22 protein-coding genes and 1 pseudogene are annotated in these 26,141 nt (G+C 67.1%); 18 read left to right on the plus strand and 5 right to left on the minus strand.

Annotated features, from left to right (window positions below; all coding sequences use genetic code 11):
* Positions 1-43: 43 nt before the first annotated feature.
* Entirely contained in the window at positions 44-994 is a 951-nt protein-coding gene (egtD, locus tag IPN92_12400; protein MBK8639022.1) for an L-histidine N(alpha)-methyltransferase, read from the plus strand.
* An 8-nt stretch (positions 995-1,002) separates the two neighbouring features.
* Here the strand turns inward: egtD and IPN92_12405 are convergent, their stop codons facing one another.
* Positions 1,003-2,151, minus strand: a complete 1,149-nt coding sequence (locus tag IPN92_12405; protein ID MBK8639023.1) for an SUMF1/EgtB/PvdO family nonheme iron enzyme — start codon at positions 2,149-2,151, stop codon at positions 1,003-1,005.
* A 34-nt stretch (positions 2,152-2,185) separates the two neighbouring features.
* Here IPN92_12405 and IPN92_12410 point away from each other — a divergent pair, with 34 nt between their 5' ends.
* From IPN92_12410 to IPN92_12490, 17 genes and pseudogenes are all read left to right on the plus strand, one after another.
* Positions 2,186-3,148, plus strand: coding sequence for a TIGR04348 family glycosyltransferase (locus tag IPN92_12410; GenBank protein ID MBK8639024.1), 963 nt, complete (start codon positions 2,186-2,188; stop codon positions 3,146-3,148).
* The gene (gene selD / locus IPN92_12415) at positions 3,149-5,431 is read left to right on the plus strand and encodes a selenide, water dikinase SelD (GenBank protein ID MBK8639025.1); all 2,283 of its coding nucleotides are present in this window, start codon (positions 3,149-3,151) and stop codon (positions 5,429-5,431) included.
* Positions 5,424-6,113 carry a methyltransferase domain-containing protein gene (locus IPN92_12420; GenBank protein ID MBK8639026.1) on the plus strand — a complete coding sequence of 230 codons (690 nt, stop codon included), beginning with the start codon at positions 5,424-5,426 and terminating at the stop codon, positions 6,111-6,113. The genes selD and IPN92_12420 overlap by 8 nt, the downstream gene beginning before the upstream one ends.
* A gap of 16 nt (positions 6,114-6,129) precedes the next feature.
* Positions 6,130-7,806 (plus strand): sulfatase-like hydrolase/transferase, encoded by a 1,677-nt coding sequence (locus IPN92_12425; GenBank protein MBK8639027.1) that lies wholly within the window; start codon positions 6,130-6,132, stop codon positions 7,804-7,806.
* Positions 7,807-7,811: 5 nt separating this feature from the next.
* Positions 7,812-9,395 (plus strand): deoxyribodipyrimidine photo-lyase, encoded by a 1,584-nt coding sequence (locus IPN92_12430; protein ID MBK8639028.1) that lies wholly within the window; start codon positions 7,812-7,814, stop codon positions 9,393-9,395.
* 17 nt (positions 9,396-9,412) lie between these two features.
* The gene (locus tag IPN92_12435; GenBank protein ID MBK8639029.1) at positions 9,413-9,571 is read left to right on the plus strand and encodes a DUF2256 domain-containing protein; all 159 of its coding nucleotides are present in this window, start codon (positions 9,413-9,415) and stop codon (positions 9,569-9,571) included.
* Position 9,572: 1 nt separating this feature from the next.
* A pseudogene (locus IPN92_12440) lies at positions 9,573-11,130 on the plus strand (cryptochrome/photolyase family protein).
* A 57-nt stretch (positions 11,131-11,187) separates the two neighbouring features.
* Positions 11,188-11,883, plus strand: a complete 696-nt coding sequence (locus IPN92_12445; GenBank protein ID MBK8639030.1) for an SDR family NAD(P)-dependent oxidoreductase — start codon at positions 11,188-11,190, stop codon at positions 11,881-11,883.
* Between the two features lie 414 nt (positions 11,884-12,297).
* Positions 12,298-12,543 (plus strand): DUF433 domain-containing protein, encoded by a 246-nt coding sequence (locus IPN92_12450; protein ID MBK8639031.1) that lies wholly within the window; start codon positions 12,298-12,300, stop codon positions 12,541-12,543.
* A 274-nt stretch (positions 12,544-12,817) separates the two neighbouring features.
* Entirely contained in the window at positions 12,818-13,147 is a 330-nt protein-coding gene (locus IPN92_12455) for a type II toxin-antitoxin system PrlF family antitoxin (protein MBK8639032.1), read from the plus strand.
* Entirely contained in the window at positions 13,144-13,650 is a 507-nt protein-coding gene (locus IPN92_12460) for a type II toxin-antitoxin system YhaV family toxin (GenBank protein MBK8639033.1), read from the plus strand. The genes IPN92_12455 and IPN92_12460 overlap by 4 nt, the downstream gene beginning before the upstream one ends.
* Positions 13,651-13,911: 261 nt before the next feature.
* Complete coding sequence (gene bioB / locus IPN92_12465) at positions 13,912-14,931, plus strand: biotin synthase BioB (protein ID MBK8639034.1); 1,020 nt, start codon at positions 13,912-13,914, stop codon at positions 14,929-14,931.
* A gap of 125 nt (positions 14,932-15,056) precedes the next feature.
* Positions 15,057-16,394, plus strand: coding sequence for an 8-amino-7-oxononanoate synthase (locus IPN92_12470; protein ID MBK8639035.1), 1,338 nt, complete (start codon positions 15,057-15,059; stop codon positions 16,392-16,394).
* On the plus strand, positions 16,391-17,224 hold the full coding sequence (bioH, locus tag IPN92_12475; protein ID MBK8639036.1) for a pimeloyl-ACP methyl ester esterase BioH: 834 nt from the start codon (positions 16,391-16,393) through the stop codon (positions 17,222-17,224). Before IPN92_12470 ends, bioH begins: the two co-directional genes overlap by 4 nt.
* Positions 17,224-18,138: a malonyl-ACP O-methyltransferase BioC gene (gene bioC, locus IPN92_12480; protein MBK8639037.1), complete on the plus strand. Its 915-nt coding sequence runs from the start codon at positions 17,224-17,226 to the stop codon at positions 18,136-18,138. The genes bioH and bioC overlap by 1 nt, the downstream gene beginning before the upstream one ends.
* A gap of 34 nt (positions 18,139-18,172) precedes the next feature.
* Positions 18,173-18,949, plus strand: coding sequence for a dethiobiotin synthase (gene bioD, locus IPN92_12485; protein MBK8639038.1), 777 nt, complete (start codon positions 18,173-18,175; stop codon positions 18,947-18,949).
* 90 nt (positions 18,950-19,039) lie between these two features.
* Positions 19,040-22,615 (plus strand): class I SAM-dependent DNA methyltransferase, encoded by a 3,576-nt coding sequence (locus IPN92_12490; GenBank protein MBK8639039.1) that lies wholly within the window; start codon positions 19,040-19,042, stop codon positions 22,613-22,615.
* A gap of 429 nt (positions 22,616-23,044) precedes the next feature.
* On the opposite strand, the gene xerC is transcribed toward IPN92_12490, so the two are convergent.
* From xerC to IPN92_12510, 4 genes are read right to left on the minus strand one after another with little or no spacing between them, the layout of a single operon-like run.
* Complete coding sequence (gene xerC / locus IPN92_12495) at positions 23,045-23,989, minus strand: tyrosine recombinase XerC (protein MBK8639040.1); 945 nt, start codon at positions 23,987-23,989, stop codon at positions 23,045-23,047.
* Between the two features lie 4 nt (positions 23,990-23,993).
* Positions 23,994-24,626, minus strand: a complete 633-nt coding sequence (locus tag IPN92_12500) for a DUF484 family protein (GenBank protein MBK8639041.1) — start codon at positions 24,624-24,626, stop codon at positions 23,994-23,996.
* Positions 24,623-25,453: a diaminopimelate epimerase gene (dapF, locus tag IPN92_12505; GenBank protein ID MBK8639042.1), complete on the minus strand. Its 831-nt coding sequence runs from the start codon at positions 25,451-25,453 to the stop codon at positions 24,623-24,625. Before dapF ends, IPN92_12500 begins: the two co-directional genes overlap by 4 nt.
* Before the next feature lie 8 nt (positions 25,454-25,461).
* A complete protein-coding gene (locus IPN92_12510; GenBank protein ID MBK8639043.1) occupies positions 25,462-26,133 on the minus strand; it encodes a methyltransferase domain-containing protein in 672 nt (223 codons plus the stop codon).
* Positions 26,134-26,141 lie beyond the last annotated feature (8 nt).

Here is a 26,141-nt window from a genome sequence, read left to right on the forward strand (position 1 = left end):
TTTCTGACGTTGCCAAGGCTAAGGCCGCTCGGAGCCTAGCCAATTGAAAGCGCCCAGCCTGCTGCAGTTCGCACGGGAAGATCCCGCCGCCACCCGGGCCGCGATTTTTGCCGGTTTTTCGGCGTCGCCCGCGGCAGTCTCGCCCAAGTATTTTTACGATGCCCTGGGTTCGCGTCTCTTTTCGGCCATTACCGAATTGCCGGAGTACTACCCGACCCGCACCGAGGCGAGGATTTTTCTCCGCTTCATCGGCGAGATGGCTGCGGAACTGGCGCCGGTCACGACGCTGGTTGACCTTGGGGCAGGAAATTGCGAGAAGGCGGCTAGCCTCTTTGCGGCATTGCAGGTGCAACGCTATGTTGCTGTCGATATTTCGGCCAGTTACCTGCGTGATTCGCTGGAGAGCCTGCAGCGCAAGCATCCGACGATGGACATGCTGGGGATCGGCCTCGATTTCTCGCGGACTCTGACATTGCCGGCCGAGGTTGGCGAGGGGCCGAGGACGATGTTTTATCCCGGGTCGAGTATCGGCAATTTCACTCCGGCTGAGGCACTGGCCTTTCTGCAACAGGTTCACCTGGCCAGCGCCGGCGGCGCCTTGCTGATCGGTGTCGATCTGGTTAAGCCGATCGACATTCTCGAGCAGGCCTATGACGACCCGCTAGGCGTTACCGCGGCTTTCAACCGCAACCTGCTCCGCCATCTCAATGCCTTGGTCGGAACCGATTTTGTGATCGATGACTGGCGTCATGTCGCTTTTTTCAATGCGCGAGCGTCGCGTATCGAAATGCATCTGGAGGCGGTAAGGGCAACGGTAGTCCATTGGGCCGACGGCGAGCGAGCCTTTGTCGCCGGTGAGCGTATTCATACCGAAAATTCCTACAAGTGGCGCTCGGAGGATTTCGCCGACCTGCTCCAGGCCGCCGGTTTTCATCGTGTGGAGTCATGGACGGATGAAAACGGCTGGTTCGCTGTTTTTCGGGCATTTTCATGACCATGGATCTAGGTCGCGCAGCTCCGAAACCCGCTGTGAATATCGTTGCGTTCCGGCGTGAAGAAGTTCCGGTAGCGTGGATGCACCATGCGCGGCGAGGTGGCACGGCTGGCGCCCCGCAATACCCGTCGGTCACCGAACCAGGGGACGGAATAGTCCCGGTAAGGGTGGGCAACAAAGCCGGGATAAGGCAGAAAGGGACTGGACGTCCACTCCCAGACCTCGCCCCAGGCAAAATCCGGCTGACTGCTGGCGGAAAATTCCCATTCGGCTTCCGTTGGCAATCGCCGGCCAGCCCAACGGCACCAGGCCTCGGCTTCGAACCACGTCAAATGGGTCGCCGGGGTATCGAGGGGCAAGGTCTGCCAGTTGCCCGCAACCAGCCCTTGCCATTCGGAACCCTGCTTACGCAGGTAGCGGGGCGGTGCCGTGCCCGTCGCTTCCAGGAAGGGGAGGTAGCGTTCCCAACTGACCACGCAACTGTCGATTTCAAAGGCGGCCAGCTCGACGCCGTGGAGGCCCAATTCATTGTCAAACGCAAAGCCGCTGCCCGGGTAACCCAGCTTGCCGTTGTTCCCGGGAATCTTCAGGCTAGTCAGTGGCGGCAGGGCGGCGGGCGGGGCAATGAGGGTTTCCGACAGGGGAATGCTCAAGGCCTGGGCCATGTAGATGGCCGCTTCGCCGTGCATGTCCTCATGGAACAGCGCGAGACGGTAGAAATACAGGTCCTCGTCGGTTTCCGGTGTGTTGGCCAGCAAGGCCAGGGTGTCGTCCAGCACCGCTTCAAGATAGGCGCGGGTTGTCCCCAGGTCGGGCAGTGGCAGCGTCCAGCGACTTGGGTGGGCGACATGGCTGGAGTTGTACCAGGCGTCCGCTTCTTGCAGGCGGCCGGCGGGCCGGTGATGATCGGGGTCGGCTTGAACACCCCGGGTGCGCTGCTGGTTGCGGGTGATCCAGTAGTCCTGGAACCAGGCGATATGCCCGACTTCCCAGCAGGGTGGATTGAGCTGGGTCGAATAGGGGACCACCAGGTCCTCTCCAAGGCTGTCGGCGTAGGCGGCCAGCAGGCCGAGGGTGCGCTGATGACCGTCGCGCAGGGCTTCGGCAAGCAGGGTGCGGCTGCTGGTACGGGCCGCTATGGCTTCGGCAGTGTTCATGGCGAGGCTTCCGTAGGTGTGTAATAGGGGAAGTATGCCGCAAGTTGTCATTGTCAGCCCGGCCTTGCGCGATGCAAACAACGGCAACTGGCGGACCGCGCGCCGCTGGCAAGCCCATCTGGCGGCGGAGTTCCGGACGCGCATCGTCACTCACTGGCCCGATGAAGCGGCGGCGGATGACCGGGTGATGATCGCCCTGCATGCGCGGCGTTCGGCCGATGCCGTCGCCGCCTGGCATGCGGCGCGGTCGCTGGGCGGCCTGGCCGTCGTGCTGACCGGGACCGATCTTTACCGGGACATCCAGACCGATGCCTCGGCACGGCGTTCGCTGGCGATGGCGGGGCAGCTTGTGGTCCTTCAGGAGTGCGCCCCGGCCTCCTTACCCGTCGAATGCCGCGCCAAAACTCGCGTCATTTTCCAGTCGACCACGGCACGTCAGATCCTTGCCAAGTCATCCCGCCGCTTGCGCCTGCTGATGGTCGGTCATCTGCGCGAAGAAAAGTCCCCGGAGGCCTTGTTCGCCGCGGCGCGCCTGCTGGCGAAGCGGCCCGATGTGGCGATTGATCATATCGGTGCGGGGCTTGATCCGGCCCTCGCCGCAGCGGCAAGGGCAACCATGCTGGCCGTGCCCAACTACCGCTGGCTGGGTGGCTTGGCCCATGAGGCGGTTCGCCGGCGTATCCAGCGGGCGAGTCTGCTGGTGCATACCAGCCGTATCGAGGGGGGTGCCCATGTCATCATGGAGGCGGTGACCAGCGGTACGCCCGTGCTGGCCTCGGCGGTTGCCGGTAATGTCGGGATGCTGGGGGCGTATTACGCGGGCTACTTCCCCTGGGGCGATGCACCGGCACTGGCTGAACTGATCCTGCGCTGCCGTTCGGGAGAGCTGATGCCGACATTGGCGGCACAGTGTCGCGCACGGGCGCCGCTTTTCGACCCAGCCACCGAGCGCGCCGCGCTCCGGCGGCTGGTTCATGAACTTCTGGAAAAGGCCTAGATGCAAGCAGTCACCGAGCCGGTAGTGAGGGATATTGTCCTGATTGGCGGGGGGCACAGTCACGTCGGCGTGCTCCACATGTTTGCCATGAAGCCCTTGCCGGGCGTGCGCCTTACGGTGATCTGCACGGATACCGATACCCCTTATTCGGGCATGCTGCCCGGTTACATCGCCGGTCATTACCTCTTCGACGAGGTGCATATCGACCTGCGCCGGCTGGCGTCGTTTGCCGGCGCGCGCTACTACAAGGACGAGGTGATCGGCATCGATCGCGCATCGCGCCGGGTGCTGTGTCGCAATCGCCCGCCGGTCCCTTACGATGCCCTCTCGATCAATATCGGTTCGACGCCGCAGTTGGCCCAGGTGGCCGGGGCCGGCGAATATGCCGTGCCGGTCAAGCCGATCCGGCGCTTCAATGAACGCTGGCTGGCCCTGCTCGAACGTGTTTGCCAGCACCCAGGGACGATGACTATTGCCCTGGTGGGGGCGGGAGCCGGCGGCGTCGAACTCACCCTGGCCATGCAGTACCGTTTGCGTCGCGAATGGGTGGCGCTCGGCCATGATCCGGATGAACTTCACTTTCATCTCTTTTCGGCTGATCCCCAGATCCTGAGCACCCACAATGCGCGGGTCCGTGATGCCTTCGATCGCGTGCTGGCGGCACGGGGGGTTGTGGTGCATCGCGGTGCCAAGGTGATGCAGGTATCGGCCGGGCGCTTGCAAACCGACTCGGGCGGGGTGCTGGCGGCCGATGAAATCATCTGGGTGACGCAGGCCGGCGGGGCGGGCTGGCTGGTTGATACCGGCCTGGCTCTGGACGAAAAGGGCTTCATCCGCGTGCGGGATACCTTGCAGACCGAAACGGATCCCGTCATTTTCGCGGCGGGTGATTGCGCCGCCATGATTGACCACTCGCTGGAAAAGGCTGGCGTCTTCGCTGTCCGCATGGCCAGGCCGCTGGCCGAGAATTTGCGGCGAATCCTGCTTGGCCGCGCCCTGATCCACTACCGCCCGCAGCAGCGCTGGCTGGCGCTGATCAGTACCGGCGACCGGCACGCCATCGCTTCACGTGGCGATTTCTATGCGCGAGGTGATCTGCTCTGGCGCTGGAAGGACTGGATCGACCGGCGTTTCATGCGCAAGTTCACCCAGTTGGTCATGCCCTCCACGCCGCTCACCCGGCCTCCCGAAAGGCTAGCGCTCGATGCCGAGGAGCAGGACCAGGCTATCTCAGCCATCGCCATGCGCTGCGGCGGTTGCGGTGCGAAAGTCGGCGCCAGCGTGCTGTCGCGCGCCCTGGCCCAGGTGCATCCGGTGGAGCGCGAGGATGTGCTGATCGGCCTGCATGCCCCGGACGATGCCGCCGTGGTGCGCGTCCCGGCAGGCATGGCGAGCGTGCAGACGGTCGATTTCTTCCGTGCCTTCATCGACGATCCCTGGGTTTTCGGCCGGATAGCGGCCAACCATGCGCTGGGCGACGTATTTGCCATGGGGGCGGTGGCGCAGACGGCGACGGCCATTGCGACCTTGCCGCCGGGGCTGGAAAGGCAAGTCGAGGACACCCTGTTCCAGATGATGTCGGGTGCCGTGTCGGTGCTCAACGAAGTAGGCTGTGCGCTGGTTGGCGGCCATACCGGGGAGGGGCGGGAACTGGCGCTGGGGTTCGCCATCAATGGCCTGGTGGACGAGAAGCTGGTCGGAGTCATGACCAAGGGGGGCCTGCGCCCCGGCGATGTGCTGATTCTGACCAAGCCGATCGGCACCGGCACCCTGTTCGCCGCCGACATGCGGCGGTGCGCCAAGGGGCGCTGGATCGATTCCGCCATCGCCTCCATGGTCCACTCGAACCTGGCCGCGGCCCAGTGTCTGCGCCGGCACGAGGCTGCCGCCTGCACGGACGTCACCGGCTTCGGGCTGCTTGGGCACCTGCTGGAGATGACCCGGGCATCGGGCGTCGATGCGACCCTGCGGATCGCGGCGGTGCCCCTGCTCGAGGGTGCGATCGAGACGGTTGCCGCGGGCATTCTGTCCTCGTTGCAGCCGCAAAACCTGCGTCTGCGCCGTGCGGTCCGCGATCTGGAGCAGATGGCGGGGCATCCGCGCTTTCCCCTGCTGTTCGACCCCCAGACGGCGGGTGGACTGCTGGCGGGCGTGCCTGCCCAGCGGGGGGCGGCCTGCGTGGCCGAGCTCAGGTCGCTCGGTTATGCGGCCGCCGCCATCATCGGGCGGATCGACCCACGCAGCGCGGCCGAGTCGCCGATCGTGATCGATGCCCGTGCCTGATCCCAAACTCGCCATCGCGCGTTACCGTCTTCACGCCCCCGGCTACGACGCCTCGGCGCAGCGCACCCTGGGGCTGCGGCGGCGCACCCTGGCTAAGCTCGCCTTACAACCGGGCGAGACCGTGATCGACGTGGCCTGTGGCACGGGTCTCAGCTTTCCCCTGCTGCAAGAGGGCGTGGGTGCGACCGGCCGTATCGTCGGTGTCGAGCTCAGCCCCGACATGCTGGCCCTGGCCAGGGAACGCTGCGCGCGCGAGGGTTGGCGTAATGTTGACCTGCGGGAGTCGGCCATGGAGACCGCCGAGATTCCCGGACCTCTGGACGCGGTTCTTTTCAACTTCACTCACGACGTACTGCGCTCGCCCCCGGCCCTGGCGCGCATCTTCGCGGCCGCTCGCCCTGGCGCGCGGGTGGCCGTCGCCGGCATGAAGCTCGCCCCCTGGTGGCTGGCACCCCTAAACCTCGTGGTGCTCGCGCAGGCAAGGCCCTACATGACCACCTTTGAAGGGCTGGGCCGGCCCTGGAGCCTGCTGGAGCCCTACCTCGAGGGGTTCGCGCTCGAATCGGTGCTGTTTGGGACGGGCTACATTGGCTGGGGTCGGGTCAAACCGGCCCCCCTCGGGTCGCCGGGACGCGGTCGCGCGCAACCCGATGCGCTCGGTGGCAGCGGCGAGCAGGGCTGAGCCCGGGAGAATCCACATGCCCATCCTGAAAGGGTTGGCGCCCATCGCCGCACTGCTCCTGCTGAACGCGATGCTCGGGTTCGAGAATGGGTCGGGGACGCCCGCTATCCGGCTCGAGCCGCGCCTGGCGCCGGAGTTCGTGGCCTTGTGGCTCCTGCTGCTGGTCGCGATCCGGGCGCTCGGGGCGGTCCCCAAGTGGCTCGTCACCAGCCTGGCTATCGTCTGCACCTTCCTGGTGATCGGGCGTTACCTCGACGTCACCGCGCCCGTCCTCTTCGGGAGGGCGATCAACCTCTATTGGGATGTCCCGCAGTTGCCGCGATTCTTGTCGGTGATCGGCCAGCCGTTGGCCGGGTGGCAGCAGCTCCTCGTCGCCAGCGGCGTGGTGCTGGTCCTGTGGGGTCTCTACCGGCTATTGCGCGCGCTGATTGGGATCCTGGCGCGCCGGGCCGCGCCCGTGGCGCTGCGGTCAACCCCGGCCCTGGTCGCCACCGCCGGCGCGGTAGTCCTGGTCGCGGCCTACGCGGTCGGCGTGCCGGGGACCCGGGCGCTGGTGTCCGAGCCGGTGACGCCGACCTACGCCCGCCAGGCGGAACTGCTGCTCTCCGCCTTCCTCCCCGGTCGTCTTGCCAGCGCCCTGCCGCCGTCACCCCCCTTTGACTCGGATCTGGCGGTGCTGCGGGGCCTGGATGTCAAGCTGCTGGTCCTCGAGTCCTACGGCGCCATCGCCTTCGACCATCCCGAGTCCCGCCGGCGCCTCGCCGCCGCGCGCGACACCCTCGCGCGGACCATCGCCGCGACTGGGCGGCAGGAGGTCTCGGCCTTCGTCCGGTCACCCACTTTTGGTGGTGCGTCGGACCTGGCGCACCTCAGCCTGCTCTCGGGCATCGACCTGAGCGACCCCCGGCGGCACGACCTGCTCCTCACCAGCGACCGTCCGACCCTGCTCGGCCTGTTCGAGCGCCACGGCTACCGGACCTATGGTTTCTATCCCGCCCTCAGTTGGGACTGGCCCGAGCGGGTCTACTACGGCTTCGACGAGTTCCTGGACGGTCCGGGCCTGGGCTATCAGGGTCCCGAGTTCGGGCCTTGGTTCATCCCCGACCAATACTCGATGGCCCGCCTCGACGAGTTGCACCCGATTGGGCCCGACACCCCGCCGCGGCTGCTGTTTTTCCCGACCATCACCAGCCACTTTCCCTTTCGGCAGGTGCCACCCTATCAGCCGGACTGGTCCCGCCTCCTCTCCGCGCAACCCTTCGAGAGCGAGGATGTCGAGCGGGCGCTTGCCTACCAGGTCGGCGACTGGATGAATCTGCTCCCGGAATACCTGCGGACGATCGAGTACACCTATGCCTGGCTCGCCGGCTATCTCGAACAGCCCAGCCCCCGCGATTACCTGATGATCCTGGTCGGTGATCATCAGCCCGCGAGCAGCGTTACCGGTCCCGATGGCCCCTGGGATGTCCCGGTGCATATCATCACCTCCCGGTCGGAGCTGGTGGAGCGCTTCCGGGCGCTGGGTTTTCAGCCCGGTTTGGAGCCGCGGCGACCGGTCCTCGGCGGGATGCATGAACTCACCTGGCTCCTGGCTGATGCCTTCGATAGCCAGCGGTCACTGGGGTCGCTGCGGGGAGTGCCGGCAAAACCGGTACCGGCGCGGCAGGTATCCGCCGGGACGCCATCGCACTGACTGCCATGACTTACAGCCTGGTCTGGTTCAAGCGCGATTTGCGGCTGCATGACCATGCGGCACTGGTTGAGGCCGCCACACAGGGCCCGGTGCTGTGCCTTTATGTGATCGAACCCAGCGTCTGGGCGCAGCCGGATGGCGCGCGCCAGCACTATGAATTCATTCTGGAGAGCCTCCGCGAGTTGGCTCATGCGCTCAAAAACCTGGGTGGCCGCCTGCATGTGCGCGGCGGCGAGGTGACCGAGGTATTGACGCAGTTGCACGCACTCAGCCCCTTCGCCAGGATGTATTCCCACGAAGAAACCGGCAACGCCATCACCTTTGAGCGCGATAAGGCGGTGGCGCGCTGGTGCCGCGCGCAAGGCGTGGCGTGGCGGGAGCTCCCGCAATTTGGCGTGGTGCGCCGCCTGAAAAGCCGCAACCACTGGCAACGCCACTGGGCGGCACACACCCAGGCACCGCAATGGCCCTGCCCCGAGCCCGGCGCATTGCCGTTTCAGCCCAGCCCTTGGCCGGCGCAGCCAGTGCCCAGCGCGCAAGCGCTGGGGCTGGATGCTTTTGACCCACCCGAGCGCCAGCGCGGCGGGCGCGGCGCCGGGCTGGCGGTGCTGGATGATTTTTTGAACGACCGCTGCCGCCACTACCGGGGCGGCATCTCGTCCCCCCTGTCGGCACCCAGCGCCTGCTCGCGCCTGTCGCCCTACCTGACGTTTGGGTGTTTGAGCCTGCGCGAGGTGGTGCAAGCCACCGATGCCAAATTGCTGCATCTGAAAGAGCACTCCGCCTCAGCCTATGCCGCGAAGGGGCTGGAGGCCTTTTTGAGCCGATTGCATTGGCACTGTCACTTTATCCAGAAGTTGGAATCCGAACCCGAGCTGGAGTGGCGCAATGTGCATCGGGGTTACGACAACCTGCGCGAACCCGACTGGAACCCGGCGCATTTCGAGGCCCTGCAAGCCGGGCGCACTGGCTGGCCGATGGTCGATGCCTGCGTGGCCATGTTGCGCCAGACCGGCTGGCTGAATTTTCGTATGCGCGCCATGCTGGTCTCGGTGGCCGCTTACCCGCTGTGGCTGCACTGGCGTGAAGTGGGCCAGTGGCTGGCGCGCCAGTTTCTGGACTATGAGCCCGGAATCCACTGGAGCCAGATGCAAATGCAGAGCGGCACCACCGGCATCAATACCACGCGCGTTTACAACCCCATCAAGCAGGCGCAAGACCATGACCCCAAAGGCCTGTTTGTGCGCCGCTGGTGCCCGGCCCTGCGCCGCGTGCCCGATACCTGGTTATTCGAGCCCTGGCGCATGTCGGTGAAGGTGCAGATCGCCTGCGGCGTGCGCGTCTGTGCCGATGCGCCTGCGGGTGCCAGCGATGCCTGGCCGCTACCGCTGGTTGATCTGGAGGCCGCCACCCGCGCCGCCAAAGACCGGCTGCACGGCTTGCGCCGCATGCCCGAGGTGCGCGCGGCTAAGGCGGCGATCGTGGAAAAGCACGCCTCGCGCAAGCCGCGTGACAGTCGCTCGGCTAGTCAACAGCGCCGGTCCACAACCGTCGAGGCCAGTGCGCAACTCAGTTTGGGTTTTGATTGAGTCCGCCTACCCTGAAAATGCGCAAAAAGTCCGAACTGCCCAGCAAAATCTGCCCCGTTTGCGGCAAGCCTTTTGCCTGGCGCAAAAAATGGGAGCGTGATTGGGACCATGTCAAATACTGTTCCGAGCGTTGTCGCCGCTCAAGCCCAGCCATCCCGCCAAGTCCGCCAAGTTGACATGAACACCCCTCCCGCCCACGCCTTGCGGCTGATCCTGGGCGATCAGCTCAACCCCCAACATAGCTGGTTTGCCACCCTGCGGCCCGACCTGGTCTATGTGCTGATGGAAATCCGCCAGGAGACGGATTACGTGTTGCACCACGCGCAAAAAATCATTGCCATCTTCGCGGGCATGCGCGAACTGGCGCGCCAACTGGGCGAGGCGGGTCACCGGGTGCATTACCTGACCATTGACGACCCCGCCAATCAGCAGAGCCTGCCCGCCAACCTGACTGCGCTGCTGCGGTGTTACCAGGCGCAAGTGTTTGAATACCAAGAGCCTGACGAATACCGGCTCGATCGACAGCTACAAGACTTTCTGGCCTCGGGCCCTTATGGAATCAGTGGGAGTAGCCCGGGTGTCGATAGTGAACACTTCTACACCCAGCGCCATGAAGCGGCCGAACTGTTCGCCAACCGCAAACAATGGCTGATGGAAACCTTCTACCGCCAGATGCGCAAACGCCATCGGGTACTGATGGACGGCGCCGATAAGCCCGCTGGCGGCCAGTGGAACTTTGACGCGGACAACCGCAAGCCCTGGAAGGGCACGCCGCCCGAGCCGCCCGACTGGCGCCCGCGCCACGACCACCGCGCGCTGTGGGCCAGCATTCAAGCGGCCGGTGTGCAAAGCTTTGGCGAGCCCAGCGCGGACCACTTTCGCTGGCCCATCAACCGGGCCGAGGCGCCAGGGGCAGCTGGATCACTTCATCACCCAGGCCCTGCCGCACTTTGGCGATTTTCAGGACGCCATGAGCCGTAAGGCCTGGCGCCTGTTCCACTCGCTGCTCTCTTTTGCGCTAAACGTGAAGATGCTCAAGCCCGCCGAAGTGGTGAACCGTGTTGAGGCCGCATGGCGCGCGGGCCGGGTAGAGTTGGCCCCGGCCGAGGGTTTTATCCGCCAGATCATCGGTTGGCGCGAGTATGTGCGCGGCATCTACTGGGCGCGGATGCCGGGCTATGATCAAAACAACTTTTTCGAGCACACCACGCCGCTGCCCGAATGGTTTTGGACCGGGCGAACCCGCATGAACTGCCTGGCCGCCGCCATCACCGGCTCACTGCGCAACGCCCATGCGCATCACATTCAGCGGTTGATGGTGATTGGCAACTTTGCCCTGCTGGCTGGCCTGGACGTCCAGGCGCTGCACCGCTGGTATCTGGGCATTTACATCGACGCCTTTGAGTGGGTGGAGCTGCCCAACACGCTGGGCATGAGCCAGTATGCCGACGGTGGCCTGCTGGCCACCAAGCCGTATGTGAGCAGCGCCGCCTACATTGACCGCATGAGCGACTCCTGCAAGGGCTGCGCCTATGACAGGAAGCCGCGTCTGGGCGAGACCGCCTGCCCCTTCAATGCGCTGTACTGGGACTTTTATCGGCGCAACGCCGCCAAGCTGGAGCGTAATCCGCGCATCGGCATGGCCTATCGTCAATTGGCCAAAATGCCACCAGACGAGGTGGCCGCGCTGCAAGCCCAGGCCGCGCATATCCGCCAGCGGTTGGAGACGCTCTGATTAGGGCACGAGCACCGGCACCGCCACTCACTCTGTTAAACCCTCGGCAACCACACCATGAACAGATTCCCAGACGGTTTTCGCGCTTTGATTCTTGGCGCCTCGGGTGGCATTGGCCAGGCTTTCGTGCAGGCCCTACAAGCCAACCCCCGATGCGCGCAGGTGGTGGGGCTGCACCGCCAGTCCGAGCCGCGCCTGGACTTTGACGATGAGGCCAGCATCGGCGCGGCCGCCGAACAGTTGCACGCCACGGGCAAGTTTCACCTCATCATTAACGCCGCCGGCGTGCTGCACACGGCGGATTTCATGCCCGAGAAAAAACTGGGTGACCTCGGCTACGCCCAACTGGAAGCCACTTTTCGCGTCAACACCTTCGGGCCCGCTCTGGTGCTGCGCCACTTCAGCGCCCTGCTGGACCGCCAGCGCGGCGTATTGGCCGTGATTTCGGCCAAGGTGGGCAGCATCGAAGACAACCGCCTGGGTGGCTGGTACAGCTATCGCGCCTCCAAAGCGGCACTGAATATGCTGCTGAAAACCGCCGCCATCGAGGTCAAGCGCGGCAACCCGCAAGCGGTGTTGGTCAGCCTGCACCCCGGCACCGTCACCACCGGCTTATCCAAACCCTTCAAAGGGGAACAAATTGGCCGTCCAGCCAGGCTGGCGGTGCATGAGATGCTACAAACTTTGAATCAACTGGACCCTGCGGATACCGGCAGCTTTATTGCGTACAACGGGGAGCGCCTGCCCTGGTGATGGGCTAGGGGGTGGGAGTAGGACTTCTCGTCCCGTCCGGTGGCCATTGACAGCCGAGAGTTGGCGACCAGATTCAGGGGGGTACGCAGTTCATGACGCGGGTTACCCGGGTGGTTGTGGTGGTCTCGCAACCTCCACCCGCCTACCATCCGGGATGGCCAGCCCCCCATTCTTTCTTAGAATCAGTCTGTTCCGAGCGCGGCCATCGGGCGGCCGCGCTTTAGTCAAGTGCCATTCTGGTCTGGCCCCGATTTTCCGCACTCGATTCCCTGCATCTACTGTCTCCAAAATGCCCCGCCAGTGACCGAGCCGCGATCTCTGCCGTCGTGCCTCCTTACTCGGCGTAATCTGCCGCAACCTTGCACCGGGGCCTAAACTTGGGAGGATGTCCAATCAGTCGCGACCGCCACTGCCATGAATCAAGATACCTTACTGCAACGCATCACTACGCGCCCCGAGGTATTCGGCGGCAAACCCATTATTCGCAACCTGCGCATTTTCGTTGAGTTGGTGTTAAGCCTCTTGGCGCAAGGTGAGCCCTACGCCGCCATCCTTGAGGATTATCCTGGCCTTGACCAGGACGACATCAACGCCTGCCTCGCCTATGCCCATACGGTCATTGCCCATGACCGCATCGATAGGATCGCGGTTGCCGGGTGAAATTCCTCGTTGATCGGTGCGCCGGGCGGCGTCTCGCACAATGGCTGCGAACGCAAGGCCACGATGTCCGTGAGGCGGCGGAAGTCAGTCCCGATCCCGGCGATCAGGCGCTATACTCACGGTGGGGACAAAGCGCGTGCGCATATCGCGGACCCTGCCGACCCCGCCTTGATCGTGACAGCATGGCAACAAACAGAGGTAATGCATTCGCATTTAATTGGAAAGGCGAGTGCATTACTATACGACGCATCCACTACCTTGACCGGAGAGCGCCATGCCAGCCACCCTCGAAGTCGAATCCACTCTGACCGATCGCTATCAGACCACGGTGCCGGAAACCGTGCGCCGCGCCCTCAAGCTCGGCAAGCGCGACAAGATCCACTACACCATCCGGCCCGGCGGCGAGGTCGTGCTGACGCGCGCCGCTGTTTCCGAGGGAGACGACCCGGTGCTGGGGTCTTTCCTGGGATTCCTGGCTCGCGACATCACCCACCATCCCGAGCGCCTGCAGGCTGTGGATGCGGGTCTCGTCCAAAGGCTCCAGTCGCTGGTCGGGAGCATCGAAGTCGATCTCGATGCCGCCCTGTCGGCAGACAATGAATGAGCGCGGGCAAGCCCACACCCCTGGTCATCCACGGCTGGACGGTTTTCGCCCATCCGCTGTTCCTGGCCCAGCTTGAAGTGCTGGCGCAGCAGGTCGAGTCCTTCAAGCAAGAGGACCCGGTCGGGTACGTGAAAAAGAACGCTAGCAAGCGACTGGCGGCGATCACCAAATTGGCGTTCGACGTTATCCCGCAAGACCCGCTGCGGCCGGAGTACCGCCAGGGCGGCACTCTGGGCGACGATCACAAGCACTGGTTCCGGGCAAAGTTCTTCCAGCAGTACCGACTGTTCTTCCGCTACCACGCTGAAGCCAAGGTGATCGTGTTCGCGTGGGTCAACGACGAGGACACCAAGCGCGCCTACGAGAGCAGCGACGACGCCTACCGGGTGTTCCGCAAGATGCTGGAAAGCGGCCATCCGCCAGACGGCTGGAACCCGTTGCTAGCCGAGGCTCGGGCCAAGGGACAACGCTTGCGGCGGTTTGCCACGGGCATCGCGCCGTAAGGCTTGGCTTCGGTGGCGAACAGCCTTGTCATGGGGACCCGCGGCACATCCCCGCGCCACCCGGGGGGAAACGCCAAAACAAGCTGCGGCCGGCGGGGACACCCGTGCCGCGGGTGGTAACGTGGACCCCAATAACCCGCCGACCACCGGGTCGGATTCGTAAACTCCGTCACCCCATCATGGTTGACAGATCCCGGGATCGGGTTAAGATTCGGTCCATTGCAGCCCGTGTCCAGGCGCTATCGACTCCGGAAAATCTTCATGTCCAGTCCCCAGTCCTGCCACCAACTCCGTCACGACTGGTCCCTCGACGAGGTGGTGGCCCTGTTCGATCAGCCCTTCATGGACCTGCTCTTTCGCGCCCAGTTGGCCCACCGGGCCTGTTTCGACCCCAACAAGGTCCAGGTTAGCACCCTCCTCAGCATCAAGACCGGGGCCTGTCCCGAGGATTGCGGCTACTGCGCCCAGAGCGCGACCCATGGCGCGGATCTGGAACCCGAGCGCCTCTTGCCCCTGGCGGAGGTGACGGCCGCCGCCGCCGCCGCCAAGGCCCGGGGGGCGACCCGTTTCTGCATGGGCGCGGCGTGGCGCAACCCCACGGACAAGCATCTGGACCGGGTGACAGCCATGATCGCGGCGGTCCACGACCTGGGTCTGGAGACCTGCGTCACCCTGGGGATGCTGACGGACGCCCAGACCCAGCGCCTCAAGACCGCCGGCCTGGACTACTACAACCACAACCTGGACACCTCCCCCGAGTTCTACGGCCAGATCATCACCACCCGGACCTATCAGGACCGGCTGGACACCCTGGCCCGGGTCCAGCGCGCGGGCCTCAAGGTGTGCAGTGGCGGTATCCTGGGCATGGGCGAGTCGCGGCAGGATCGCGCCTCCCTGCTGCGGCAACTGGCCAATCTGCCCCAGCACCCGGAATCGGTGCCCATCAACCTGCTCGTTCAGGTGAAGGGCACCCCCCTCCATGGCACGGCCCGGCTCGATCCCCTGGAGTTGGTGCGCACCCTCGCCGTGGCCCGCCTGCTGATGCCGGCCTCCCAGGTGCGCCTGTCCGCCGGCCGCTCCGACATGAGTGATGAGTTGCAGGCCCTCTGTTTCCTCGCCGGCGCCAATTCCATCTTCTACGGTGAACGCCTGCTGACGACCCCCAACGCCGGGGCGGATCGCGACCTGGATCTGTTCCAACGCCTGGGCATGAGCTTCGAGGAGGTCGATGCGGCCGAACGCTCGGTGCCGGGCCCCTGCGAGCGGTGCGAGGCGCATTGACCCCCGCCCCGAGCGCGGGCCAGCAGGTTGCTCCTGCCCTGCGGCACGGCAGGGCGAGGGGATGGTCCGCCATCAGGCCCGCGGACCGGTTCGCTAGCCGCATCGGCGCGGCCTCCTGATTCCTGGTGAACCGCGACTTCAAGAGCGAACTGGAGCGCCGGCGGGCGGCCCATCTCTACCGCCGGCGCCGCCAGATCGAGGCGGCGCCAGGTCCGCACCTGATCCTTGATGGCCGTCCGGCCATTGCCTTTTGCACCAATGATTATCTGGGCCTGGCCCGCCATCCGGAGGTGATCGCCGCCTGCCAGCGGGGGGCCGAGACCTATGGCGTCGGCAGCGGCTCGGCCCACCTGGTCGCTGGTCATGGCCCGGCCCATCAGGCCCTGGAGGAGGAACTGGCCGATTTTCTGGGCCGCGAGCGGGCCCTGCTCTTCTCCACCGGCTACATGGCCAACCTGGGCCTCATCCAGGCCCTGGCCGGGCCGGGCGAGCCCGTCTTCGAGGACCGGCTCAATCATGCCTCCCTGATCGATGGCGCCTTGCTGGCTCGTGCCCGCCTGCGGCGCTATCCCCATGGCGATATGGCGGCCTTGCGGCGCCAGTTGGCGATCTCTTCCCATCCCGAGTCGGAATCCGGTTCGGGGTCCTCGTCCGGATTCGGATGCGAGTCTGAGTTCGGGTTCGGGTGCGAGTCTGGATCCGGGTCTGGGTTCGACGCTAGCTCCATGCCAGCGGCCGGCTCCGGGCCCAATGTCGTGCCCACTACCACCGGCCGCCCGGTGGCCCTCATCGCCACCGATGGCGTCTTCAGCATGGACGGCGATCTGGCGCCCCTCCCCGAGTTGGCGGCTCTTGCCCGGGCCGCGGCCGTACCCCTCCTGGTCGATGACGCCCACGGCCTCGGCGTCCTGGGCCGGGAAGGGCGGGGCACCCTGGATCATTTTGGCCTGGACGCCGAGGCCGTACCGATCCTAATGGGTACCCTGGGCAAGGCCCTCGGCACCTTCGGTGCCTTCGTCGCCGGGGGCGAGGATCTGATCGAGACCCTGATCCAGACCGCCCGGAGTTACATCTACACCACGGCCCCGCCGCCGGCCCTGGCGGCGGCGACCCGCGCCAGCCTGGCCCTGGCCCGCCGCGAGGAGTGGCGGCGGGAGCGCCTCCGGGAACTGATCCAGACCTTCCGCCGGGGGGCGGAACAGCTCGGCCTGCCGCTGATGCCCTCCGCGACCCCCATCCAGCCCATCCTGGCGGGGACCGCCGAGCGCGCCCTGGCCTGGAGTCAGGCCATGGAGGCGCGTGGCATCCTGGTCACCGCCATCCGTCCGCCCACGGTGCCGGAGGGCTCGGCCCGGCTGCGGGTCACCCTCTGCGCCCTGCATAGCGACCAGGATCTGGAATGCCTGCTTGCGGCCCTGGCGGAGTTGCCCAAGGGGGCGCGAGATCCGGGAGCGGCGTCATGATCGCCGCGCCCTTGCTCCCTCCCCCCGCGCGGGGGAGGGTCGGGGAGAGGGAGCTGAACCTCTACCGGGAGACCCGCGGCCAGGGGCCGGACCTGGTGCTGCTCCATGGCTGGGGCATGAACGCCGCCGTCTGGCGCGGCCTGCCCGCCGATCTGGCCCTGGGCCACCGCCTGACGGCCATCGAGCTACCCGGCCATGGCGGCAGTACCCGCGATCCTGACTGGCAAGGGCTTGATGACTGGGCGGACGTCTGTCTGGCGGCGGCCCCGGACCGGGCCGTCTGGTTGGGCTGGTCCCTGGGCGGCCTGGTCGCCCTGGCGGCGGCCCAGCGCGCCACCGAGCGCTTGAAGGGGCTGGTCCTGATGACCGCCACCCCGCGTTTCGTCCAGGCCAGCGACTGGCCCGCGGCCATGGCCCCCGCGACCCTGGCGCGCTTCCACGACGGCCTGCTCGCCGACCCCGCCGGTACCCTGGAGCGCTTTCTCGCCCTCCAGGTGCGGGGCAGCGAGGCGGCGCGGGACACACTGCGCCTGCTCAAGCGAGAACTAGCGGAGCGGCCCGCCCCGGACCCGATCGCCCTGGCCCTGGGCCTGGATCTGCTGCGGGACTCGGACCTGCGCCCCCTGCTCCAGGACCTTGACTGCCCCAGCCTCTGGCTGTTCGGCGCGCGGGATACCCTGGTCCCCGCCGCCGTAGGCGCCGATATCGCCGCCCGGCTGCCCGAGGCGCGGGTCCAGGTCATAGCCGGGGCCGCCCACGCCCCCTTCCTCTCCCACCCGGCGGCGACCACCGCCGCCCTACTGTCCTTTCTCTGGGAACTGGAGGCCTGATGGCCGCGAATCTCGACCCGGGGCTGAAGAGCCCCCTGGATAAGCCCGCCGCCCGTCGTGCCTTCGAGCGGGCGGCGGTCGGTTACGATACCGTCGCCGTGCTGCAAAAGGAGATGGCCACGCGCCTGCTGGAGCGGTTGGACTATGTGCGTCTGGCGCCGAGGACCGTCCTCGACCTGGGGGCCGGCACCGGCCTGGCCCTGGATGCCCTCCAGCGCCGTTATCGCCAGGCCCGGGTCCTGGCCCTGGACTTCGCCTTCCCCATGCTGCGCCTGGCCCGCCGCCGGGGCAGCCTGCTGCGCCGCCCGACCTGCCTCTGCGCCGATGCCGAGGCCCTGCCCCTGGCGGAGGGCAGCATCGACTTCATCTTTTCCAACGCCACCCTCCAGTGGTGCAACGACCTGGACCACACCTTCGCCGAGTTGCGCCGCGTCCTCGCCCCCGGTGGCCTCCTCATGTTTACCACCTTCGGTCCCGATACCCTGCGCGAGTTGCGCGCCGCCTGGGCCCAGGCCGATGGTTACGGCCATGTCAGCCCCTTCCTCGACCTGCACGATGTGGGCGACGCCCTGGTGCGGGCTGGCTTCGAGGGCCCGGTGATGGACGCCGAACACCTGACCCTGACCTACCAGGACTTGGGCGGCCTGATGGACGACCTGCGGGGTCTGGGCGCGACCAACGCCACCCGCGAGCGCCCGCGCGGCCTCACCGGCAAAGCCCGGTGGTCCGCCATGCGCGCCGCTTACGAGGTCCATCGTCACGAGGGTCGCCTGCCCGCCACCTACGAGGTGGTCTATGGCCATGCCTGGGCGCCCCTGCAACGGCTCAAGGCAGACGGCTCCGTGACCTTGCCCATGAGCGCTATTGGCCGCGCGTCCCTGGCGGGAAGCCGAGGGGTCGCGGGAACTGGATGAAGGATATGAAGCGTTTCCGGGACCGGGCAGCGCCATGCCGGTGAGGACCCTGGCCAGCGGCACGGACGGCGGGGGCCCCGAGTCGGGCAGGGGAGTCGAGGGCCCGCCGGGTTTCTTTGTCACCGGCACCGATACGGGCTGCGGCAAGACCGAGATCAGCCTGGGCCTCATCCAGGCCCTGCGGCAGCGGGGCCTCGCTGTCCAGGCCATGAAGCCCGTGGCCTCGGGCTGCGAACCCGGTCCCCAGGGCCTGACCAATCCCGACGCCCGCCGCCTGCTGGCCCAGTCCAGCCTCGCCGTTCCCTACGCCTGGGTCAACCCCTACGCCTTCGCCCCCCCCATTGCCCCCCATATCGCCGCCCGCGAGGCCGGGGTCGAGATCGATCTGGCCCTGATTCAGGCGAACGCCGCCGCCCTGGCGGCCCGGGCCGACCTGCTCATCGTGGAAGGGGTCGGTGGCTGGCGGGTCCCCCTGGGCCCCGATCTGGCCCTTGGCGACCTCGCCAAGGCACTGGGTCTGCCCGTGATCCTGGTCGTCGGCCTGCGTCTGGGCTGTCTCAACCATGCCCTCCTGACCGCCGAGAGCCTTCTCGCGGGCGGGGTCAGCCTGGCGGCTTGGGTCGCCAACCAGGTCGATCCGGGCCTGGAGCGGCGGGAGGAAAATATCCGCACCCTTGCCGCCCTCCTTCCCGCCCCCTGCCTGGGGGTGGTCCCCTGGCTGGCGGACCCGACGCCGGCGGAGGTGGCCGGATACCTCGCAATCGAAACGCTGGTGAGGATTTTGAATCGCTCGCCCAGGGGGCTGGGGTGATGCAGGGGCTGTTTTGATTGCTGATTGATAAAGCCTTTCAACCCGGCTAGCATCCGGTCATCAGCCCTTCTCCCCCGGAGTCCCGGCCCCATGGACGACGCTGCCACGCCGCTGCCCCTCTTGTCGGACGACCCGCCAGAGGACGATGCCCTTGACCCCGCCATCGTTGCGGCCTTCATCGCCCGCTGGTCCGCCGCGAGCGGTACCGAGCGGGCCAACTACCAGCTTTTCCTGACCGAACTCTGTACCCTGCTTGGCCTGCCCCGGCCGGACCCGGCGCGGGAAGACACCCAGGACAACGTCTACTGCTTCGAGCGCCGCGTTTGCTTTCAGCACGGCGACGGCACCCAGAGCCAGGGCTTCATCGACCTCTACCGCCGCGCCTGCTATGTCCTGGAATGCAAACAGACCGGCCTGGAACTGGATACCCGCGGCTGGGACAAGGCCATGCTCCGCGCCCACGGCCAGGCGGTGCAATATGTCCGCGCCCTGCCCGTGGCGGAGGGCCGGCCGCCCTTCGTGGTGGTCGTGGACGTGGGACGGAGCATCGAACTCTACAGCGAGTTCAGCCGCAGCGGCGGGGCCTATATCCCCTACCCAGACCCCCGCTCCCACCGCCTCCGCCTGGAGGACCTGCGCCGGCCCGGGATCCGCGTCCGGCTGCGGGCCCTCTGGCTCGACCCGCTCAGCCTCGACCTCAGCCGCCGCGCCGCCCGCGTCACCCGGGACATCGCCGCCCGCCTGGCGCGCCTCGCCGTCTCGCTGGAGTCCGCCGGCCATGCCCCCGAGGTGACCGCCGCCTTCCTCATCCGTTGCCTCTTCACCCTCTTTGCCGAGGACGTGGGGCTCATCAAACTGGGCGGCTTCACCGACCTGTTGCAATCGGTGCGGGCCGATCCCGCCCAGTTCGTCCCGCTGACCGAGCACCTCTGGCGGGAGATGAACCTGGGCGCCGCCTTCTCGGTCATCCTGCGCGAGCGGGTGCCGCGCTTCAACGGCGGCCTCTTCGCCGCGGGCCAGGCCCTGCCGCTCGACCGCGACCAGCTCGACCTGCTGATCGACGCCGGCCGGGCCGACTGGCGCCACGTCGAGCCCGCCATCTTCGGCACCCTGCTGGAACGCGCCCTCGACCCGCGGGAGCGCCACGCCCTGGGTGCCCACTACACCCCTCGCGCCTACGTCGAGCGGTTGGTGCTGCCTACCGTCATCGCCCCCCTGCGCGAGGAATGGACCGCCGTCCATAGCGCCGCCTTCAGCCTGCACGAGCAGGGCAAGGACCCGGAGGCCATCCGGCTGGTCAGTGCCTTCCAGGTCCGCCTGGCCAACATCCGGGTGCTCGACCCCGCGTGCGGCTCCGGCAATTTCCTCTACGTCACCCTCGAGCATCTCAAGCGCCTGGAGGGCGAGGTCCTGGATACCCTGGAGTCCCTCGGCCAGCGCCAACTGCTGATGGCCATGGAGGGGGTGAGCGTCGATCCCCACCAACTTCTCGGCTTGGAGATCAACCCCCGCGCCGCCGCCATCGCCGAGACAGTGCTGTGGATCGGCTATCTGCAATGGCACTTCCGCACCCACGGCAACGTCAACCCGCCGGAACCCGTGATCCGCGACTTCCGCAATATCCAGTGCCGCGATGCCGTGCTCGCCTACGACCGGGTTGAATGGGTCACGGACGCGGCGGGCCGGCCGGTCACCCGCTGGGACGGGCGGACCTACCAGCCCCATCCGGTCACCGGCGAGCCGGTCCCGGACGAGAACGCCCGGTTGCCGCTGGAACGCTACCTCAACCCCCGGCGGGCGGAGTGGCCGGAGGCGGATTTCGTGGTGGGTAATCCGCCCTTCATTGGCGCCGGCACCCTGCGCCGTGCCCTGGGCGACGGCTATGTGGAGGCCCTGCGCACGACCTGGCGGGAGGTCCCGGAGTCCGCCGATTACGTCATGTACTGGTGGGAGCGTGCCGCCGAGCTGACGCGGGGCGGGCACCTGCGTCGCTTCGGCTTCATCACCACCAACAGCCTGCGCCAGACCTTCAACCGCCGGGTGCTGGAGCGGCACCTCAAGGCCGCCGAGCCCCTGTCACTGCTGTTTGCGGTCCCGGATCACCCCTGGGTCGATTCGGCGGGCGGGGCGGCGGTGCGGATCGGCATGACCGTGGCCGAGGCGGGCGATAAGCTAGGTGTTATCGACCAGGTGGTGGCCGAACGTAGCGGCCAGGGCGAGGGGCTGGACGTTGATCTGGAGCGGACGGCCGGGCGCATCCATGCCGACCTGCGGATTGGGGCCGATGTAGCTTCGGCTGTAGCGTTGCTTGCTAATCGGGACCTCAGCAATCCCGGAGTCAAACTCCATGGTGCCGGCTTCATCGTCACGCCGAAAGAAGCCTTGACCCTGGGTTTGGGTCGTGTGCTCGGCCTAGACCGACACATTCGCGCTTATCTGAATGGCCGCGATCTGACCCAAAATTCGCGGGGCGTCATGGTCATTGACCTGTTTGGGCTAAACGCAGACGAAGTGAGGTCGCGTTATCCCGAGGTCTACCAGCGGGTGTTGGAGCGGGTCAAGCCGGAACGGGACCAGAACAAACGCGAATCCAGGAAGCTGAATTGGTGGCTCTTCGGGGAGACCAATCCGAAGCTCAGGAGACAACTCGCGGGACTATCCCGCTATATCGCCACCGTCGAGACCGCCAAGCATCGCACCTTCGTGTTCCTGGACCAGTCCATCCTGCCGGACAACATGCTGGTCAACATCGCAGTCGATGACGCCTGGCTCTTGGGGGTTCTCTCCTGCCGCATCCATGTCTTCTGGGCGCTTGCCACCGGCGGTCGCTTGGGCATGGGCAATGATCCCCGCTACAACAAGACCCGCTGCTTCGAGACCTTCCCCTTCCCCGCCCCTAACGATCCCGTAGGTCGGGTTAGGGCAGGGATGCCCGTAACCCGACGCCCGGCCGCGGTCTCGTCGGGTTACGCTGCGCTAACCCGACCTACGGATCCCCTTAACCCCGCGGAGGCCCTCAAGACCCGCATTCGCCAACTGGCCGAGGACCTCGACGCCCACCGCAAGGCCCGTCAGGCGCTGCACCCGGGGCTGACCATGACCGGCATGTACAACGTGCTGGACATGCTGCGTCGGGGCGAACCCCTGAGCCCCAAGGATAAGATCATCCACGAACAGGGCCTGGTTTCGGTTCTGCGTCAGCTCCACGATGAACTCGACGCCGCCGTCCTCGCCGCCTACGGCTGGGAGGACCTGATCCCGGCCCTGGTAGGAAAGGGCTCGGGGAACGGGGTGGAGGAGACGATCCTGCTGCGCCTTGTCGCCCTCAACACCGAGCGCGCGACCGAGGAGCGTCGTGGCCTCATCCGCTGGCTGCGCCCCGAATTCCAGCATCCCGGCGGTGGCGCCACCGTCCAGACCGAGGCGAAAATCACCGCCGCCACGCCTACCGCCAGCGGCCCCAAACCCGACTGGCCTAAGACCCTGCCTGAGCAGTTCCAGGCCCTGCGCGCCGCCCTTGCCACCCGCCCCGGCCCACTCAGCGCCGCCGACCTGGCCCAAGGCTTCACCCGCGCCCCTCGCTCCCGGATCGCCGAACTCCTGGAGACCCTCGCCACCCTCGGCCACGCCCGCCGCCTGGACGATGGCCGCTACCTGCCCGGCTAGCGCCCAATGAACGGCCCGCCCGCCTACAACCTTCGAACTCCTGGAGACGTGCCAATGACCACGGCCCCCGCTTGGCGAGACCCTATCGTGCTTGAACTGCATGCCATTCGCGAGCAGCTTGCCGAACGCTTCCAAAATGATCTGACCGCCTATTCAGAGGTAGCTACAGCCCACTGCCGCGTCTTGGGTTTCCGCCCCGTTGCATCGCCCAAGGATGTGGAAGCCACAACAGGTGACTCAGTTCCAACGTCCTTGACACCTAAACCCTAAAAATCCCGGACCTGCGCGATCAGCCCACGCCGCCATAAACGACCGGGCGACCAGAGACCCACCTCGAGGCAAACTCGGCCGTAAACCCTTCAGACCCCCTCTCCCCAACCCTCCCCCACCAGGGGGGAGGGAGCCAGAAATGACGGGGGGCGGTCCGGCTTAATCCTCGGTTGCCGGGCCCTTGCGCCGCGCTCGGGGGTGGGCCTGGTCATAGACCTGGGCCAGGTGCTGAAAATCCAGGTGGGTGTAGATCTGGGTGGTGCCGATATTGGCGTGGCCGAGGAGTTCCTGGACGGCGCGCAGGTCGCCGGAGGATTCCAGCAGGTGGCTGGCGAAGGAGTGGCGCAGCAGGTGGGGGTGCAGGTGGCGGCCGGCGCCCTGTGCCGCCGCCCAGTGCTGGAGGCGCTGCTCGACGGTGCGGGGGTGGATGCGGGACCCGCGCTGGCTGACGAAGAGGGCGGCTTCCCCGGGGCTGGCCAGTTGGCCGCGCACCTGATGCCAGTGCCGCACGGCCGCGATGGCCTGGGCACCCACGGGGACGCGCCGACGCTTGGCGCCCTTGCCGAGGACCTCCAGACTGGCATCCTCCAGGTCGATGTCGTTGAGGTTGATCGAGACCAGTTCCGCCAGACGCAGGCCACTGGAGTAGAAGAGCTCGATCATGGCCCGGTCGCGCAGGGCCAGGGGGTCCTCGGACTGGGCCTGGTCCAGCAGGGCGCAGAGTTGGTCGGCCTCGAAGGTGGTGGGCAGTTTGCGCTCGGTCTTGGGGGCGCGGATGCCTTGGGCGGGGTTGGCGCCTAGGCGGCCCTCCCGCAGCAGGTAGTTGAAGAGGCTGCGCAGGGCCGAGAGTTCGCGCTGCAGGGTCTTGCCGCCGGCGCCGCCGCGATGCCGCCAGGCGACATAGCGGCGCACCTCCTCCGGGGTCATGGTCGCCCAGTCCAGACCCGCGCCCGCCCCCGCGCGCCAGGCGCCGATCCGTTCCAGGTCGCGGCGGTAATTCGTCAGGGTCAGGGGCGAGAGCCGGCGTTCGTGGGCCAGGTGGGCCAGGAAGGCGGCCAGTGCGGGGGCCGCCGGGTCCTGGTCGGCGGCGCTGGCTTCCGACATGACCTTAGGGCTCCAGGGCGGCGAGACAGGCGCTGACCAGCTCGCCCAGGCGGTGCAGATGATCCGTGCCCATGTCCGGGCCGAAGCGCGCCGGGTCGGTGCTGCCGATGGCCAGCAGGCCTGACTGGGTGGGGGAGCGGACGGGGATGAGGGCGGCGGAGCGGATGCCGACACCGGCGTCGGGGAACAGCAGGGCGGCATGGTCTGGGTCGAGGGGGCCGCAGCGGGCACTGGCTTGCATCCCGGTTGTCCCGTCGGCGCCAGCCTGTCCGGCCTGGGTGTCGAATACGAGGGCTACGGCCTCGGCCTCGAACTCCCGGCGCAGGGAGTCGCTGAGCAGAGCCTCCAGCCTTGGCCGGTCCGGGGCGCCGATGAGTTGCAGCATGAGGCCGTGGAGGCGGCCGGCGAGGGCCTCGTAGTCGCGGGCCCGGGCGATGAGTTGAGCCAGGAGGCGGCGCTCGTCTTCCACCTGGGCGCGCAGCAGGCCCATCTGGTGTTCGACCAGGGACAGGGTGCCTTCCGGGCCATGGGGCAGGCGCAGGCGGGCGGTAAGCTCGGGGTGACGCAGGAAAAACCCCGGGTCGGCCTCCAGGTAGGCGGCGACGGCGGTATCCCCGACGGGTGACGGCGCGGTCATGGTTCGATCTCTCCACTAAAGACGCTGACGGCCGGCCCGGTCATCCAGATGGGTTCGGCGCCGCCCGCCCAGGCGATGCTCAGGTCGCCCCCGGGCAGACTCACCCGCACGGCCTCATCCAGCAGGCCGAGGCGCCGGCCCACCGCCACGGCGGCGCAGGCGCCGGTGCCGCAGGCCAGGGTCTCGCCCGCGCCGCGCTCGAAGACCCGCAGCCGGATATGGGCCGGGTCCAGGATCTGCATGAAGCCGGCGTTGACGCGCTGGGGAAAGCGGGGATGGCCTTCGATGAGGGGACCTAGCTGGGCGACGGGGGCCTGGTCCAGGTCAGGAACTCGCAGCACGGCGTGGGGGTTGCCCAGGGAGACGGCGCCGATCCTCTGGGTCTGGCCGTCCACCTCCAGGTCGTAGCTATCCGCCTCCGCTGCCGCCAGGAAGGGGATGTCCGCGGGGGCGAAGCGGGGCGAGCCCATATTCACCCGCACCTGGCCGTCGGCCTGGATAAAGAGGTGGATGGGGCCCGCCGCGGTGCCCACCGGGATCTCGGTCTTGTCTGTCAGCCCCTGGTCGAGCACGAAGCGGGCGAAGCAGCGGGCGCCGTTGCCGCACTGTTCCACCTCGGAGCCGTCGGCGTTGAAGATGCGGTAGTGGAAGTCGGTGCCGGCCAGGCGTGGGGGCTCCACCAGCAGGATCTGGTCGCAGCCGATGCCAAAGCGGCGGTCCGCCAGGAAGCGGCATTGGTCCGCGCTCAGGGTCACCGGCTGGCGCACGCCGTCGAAGACGACAAAGTCGTTGCCCAGGCCCTGCATCTTAGTGAAAGGGAGTTTCATGGTCCTGATCAGCCGGGCAGACGGCCGGAGACCGTCAGGTGACGGTCGCTTACCACCGCCACTTCCAGGCTTGCCAGGCCGGCCTCGGCCAACTGGGCCTGGACCTCGGCGGGCTCGAAGGCGGCGAAGAGGGCGTCGCGGTAGGCGTTCTGGAGCAGCTCGGGTTCATCGCCTACATAGGTCACCACCAGGGATTCAGCCCAGCCAGGGGAGGGCGGGCGCATCAGGTCCATGACCAGGACCAGGGCGCCGGGGCGGCCCGCCGCGCCGATGCCGCGCCAGAGCCGGTGGGGGTCGGGGAATCGATGCAGCAGGCTGTTCGCCAGGACCAGGTCATAGGCGCCGGCCGCCACTTGCGTCGGCGGCAGGGTGTCGTGGATCAGTTGGCAGCGGCGGGCGACCCCGGGCCAGGCCCCCAGGCTGGCGCGCGCGATCTCCAGCCGGTCGGCGGAGTCGTCGAGGGCTTCGCAGCGCGCCCCGGGCCAGGCCTTGAGAAAGCGGATGACATAATCCGCCGGCTCACAACCCAGGGCCAGGGCCCGTTGGCCGTCCAGGTTGCCGGGATGCAGGTCGCGCAGGGACTGGAGGAATCGGTTGCCGTCCTCGGCGAAGTCCGCCTGGGCATAGGCCCGGGCCCGGGCTGCGTCCTCCATGCGTTCGGGTGCGGGACGGCGTCTCATGTCATGTG

The sequence above is a fragment of the Chromatiaceae bacterium genome, from assembly GCA_016714645.1.
Taxonomy (GTDB): domain Bacteria; phylum Pseudomonadota; class Gammaproteobacteria; order Chromatiales; family Chromatiaceae; genus M0108.

Coding starts and splice junctions, on each gene's coding strand:
- IPN92_12405 (MBK8639023.1), bottom strand. CDS start 2,151: ATGAACACTGCCGAAGCCATAGCGGCCCGTACCAGCAGCCGCACCCTG.
- IPN92_12410 (MBK8639024.1), top strand. CDS start 2,186: ATGCCGCAAGTTGTCATTGTCAGCCCGGCCTTGCGCGATGCAAACAAC.
- selD (MBK8639025.1), top strand. CDS start 3,149: ATGCAAGCAGTCACCGAGCCGGTAGTGAGGGATATTGTCCTGATTGGC.
- IPN92_12425 (MBK8639027.1), top strand. CDS start 6,130: ATGCCCATCCTGAAAGGGTTGGCGCCCATCGCCGCACTGCTCCTGCTG.
- IPN92_12430 (MBK8639028.1), top strand. CDS start 7,812: ATGACTTACAGCCTGGTCTGGTTCAAGCGCGATTTGCGGCTGCATGAC.
- IPN92_12435 (MBK8639029.1), top strand. CDS start 9,413: ATGCGCAAAAAGTCCGAACTGCCCAGCAAAATCTGCCCCGTTTGCGGC.
- IPN92_12445 (MBK8639030.1), top strand. CDS start 11,188: ATGAACAGATTCCCAGACGGTTTTCGCGCTTTGATTCTTGGCGCCTCG.
- IPN92_12450 (MBK8639031.1), top strand. CDS start 12,298: ATGAATCAAGATACCTTACTGCAACGCATCACTACGCGCCCCGAGGTA.
- IPN92_12455 (MBK8639032.1), top strand. CDS start 12,818: ATGCCAGCCACCCTCGAAGTCGAATCCACTCTGACCGATCGCTATCAG.
- IPN92_12460 (MBK8639033.1), top strand. CDS start 13,144: ATGAGCGCGGGCAAGCCCACACCCCTGGTCATCCACGGCTGGACGGTT.
- bioB (MBK8639034.1), top strand. CDS start 13,912: ATGTCCAGTCCCCAGTCCTGCCACCAACTCCGTCACGACTGGTCCCTC.
- bioH (MBK8639036.1), top strand. CDS start 16,391: ATGATCGCCGCGCCCTTGCTCCCTCCCCCCGCGCGGGGGAGGGTCGGG.
- bioC (MBK8639037.1), top strand. CDS start 17,224: ATGGCCGCGAATCTCGACCCGGGGCTGAAGAGCCCCCTGGATAAGCCC.
- bioD (MBK8639038.1), top strand. CDS start 18,173: ATGCCGGTGAGGACCCTGGCCAGCGGCACGGACGGCGGGGGCCCCGAG.
- IPN92_12490 (MBK8639039.1), top strand. CDS start 19,040: ATGGACGACGCTGCCACGCCGCTGCCCCTCTTGTCGGACGACCCGCCA.
- xerC (MBK8639040.1), bottom strand. CDS start 23,989: ATGTCGGAAGCCAGCGCCGCCGACCAGGACCCGGCGGCCCCCGCACTG.
- IPN92_12500 (MBK8639041.1), bottom strand. CDS start 24,626: ATGACCGCGCCGTCACCCGTCGGGGATACCGCCGTCGCCGCCTACCTG.
- dapF (MBK8639042.1), bottom strand. CDS start 25,453: ATGAAACTCCCTTTCACTAAGATGCAGGGCCTGGGCAACGACTTTGTC.
- IPN92_12510 (MBK8639043.1), bottom strand. CDS start 26,133: ATGAGACGCCGTCCCGCACCCGAACGCATGGAGGACGCAGCCCGGGCC.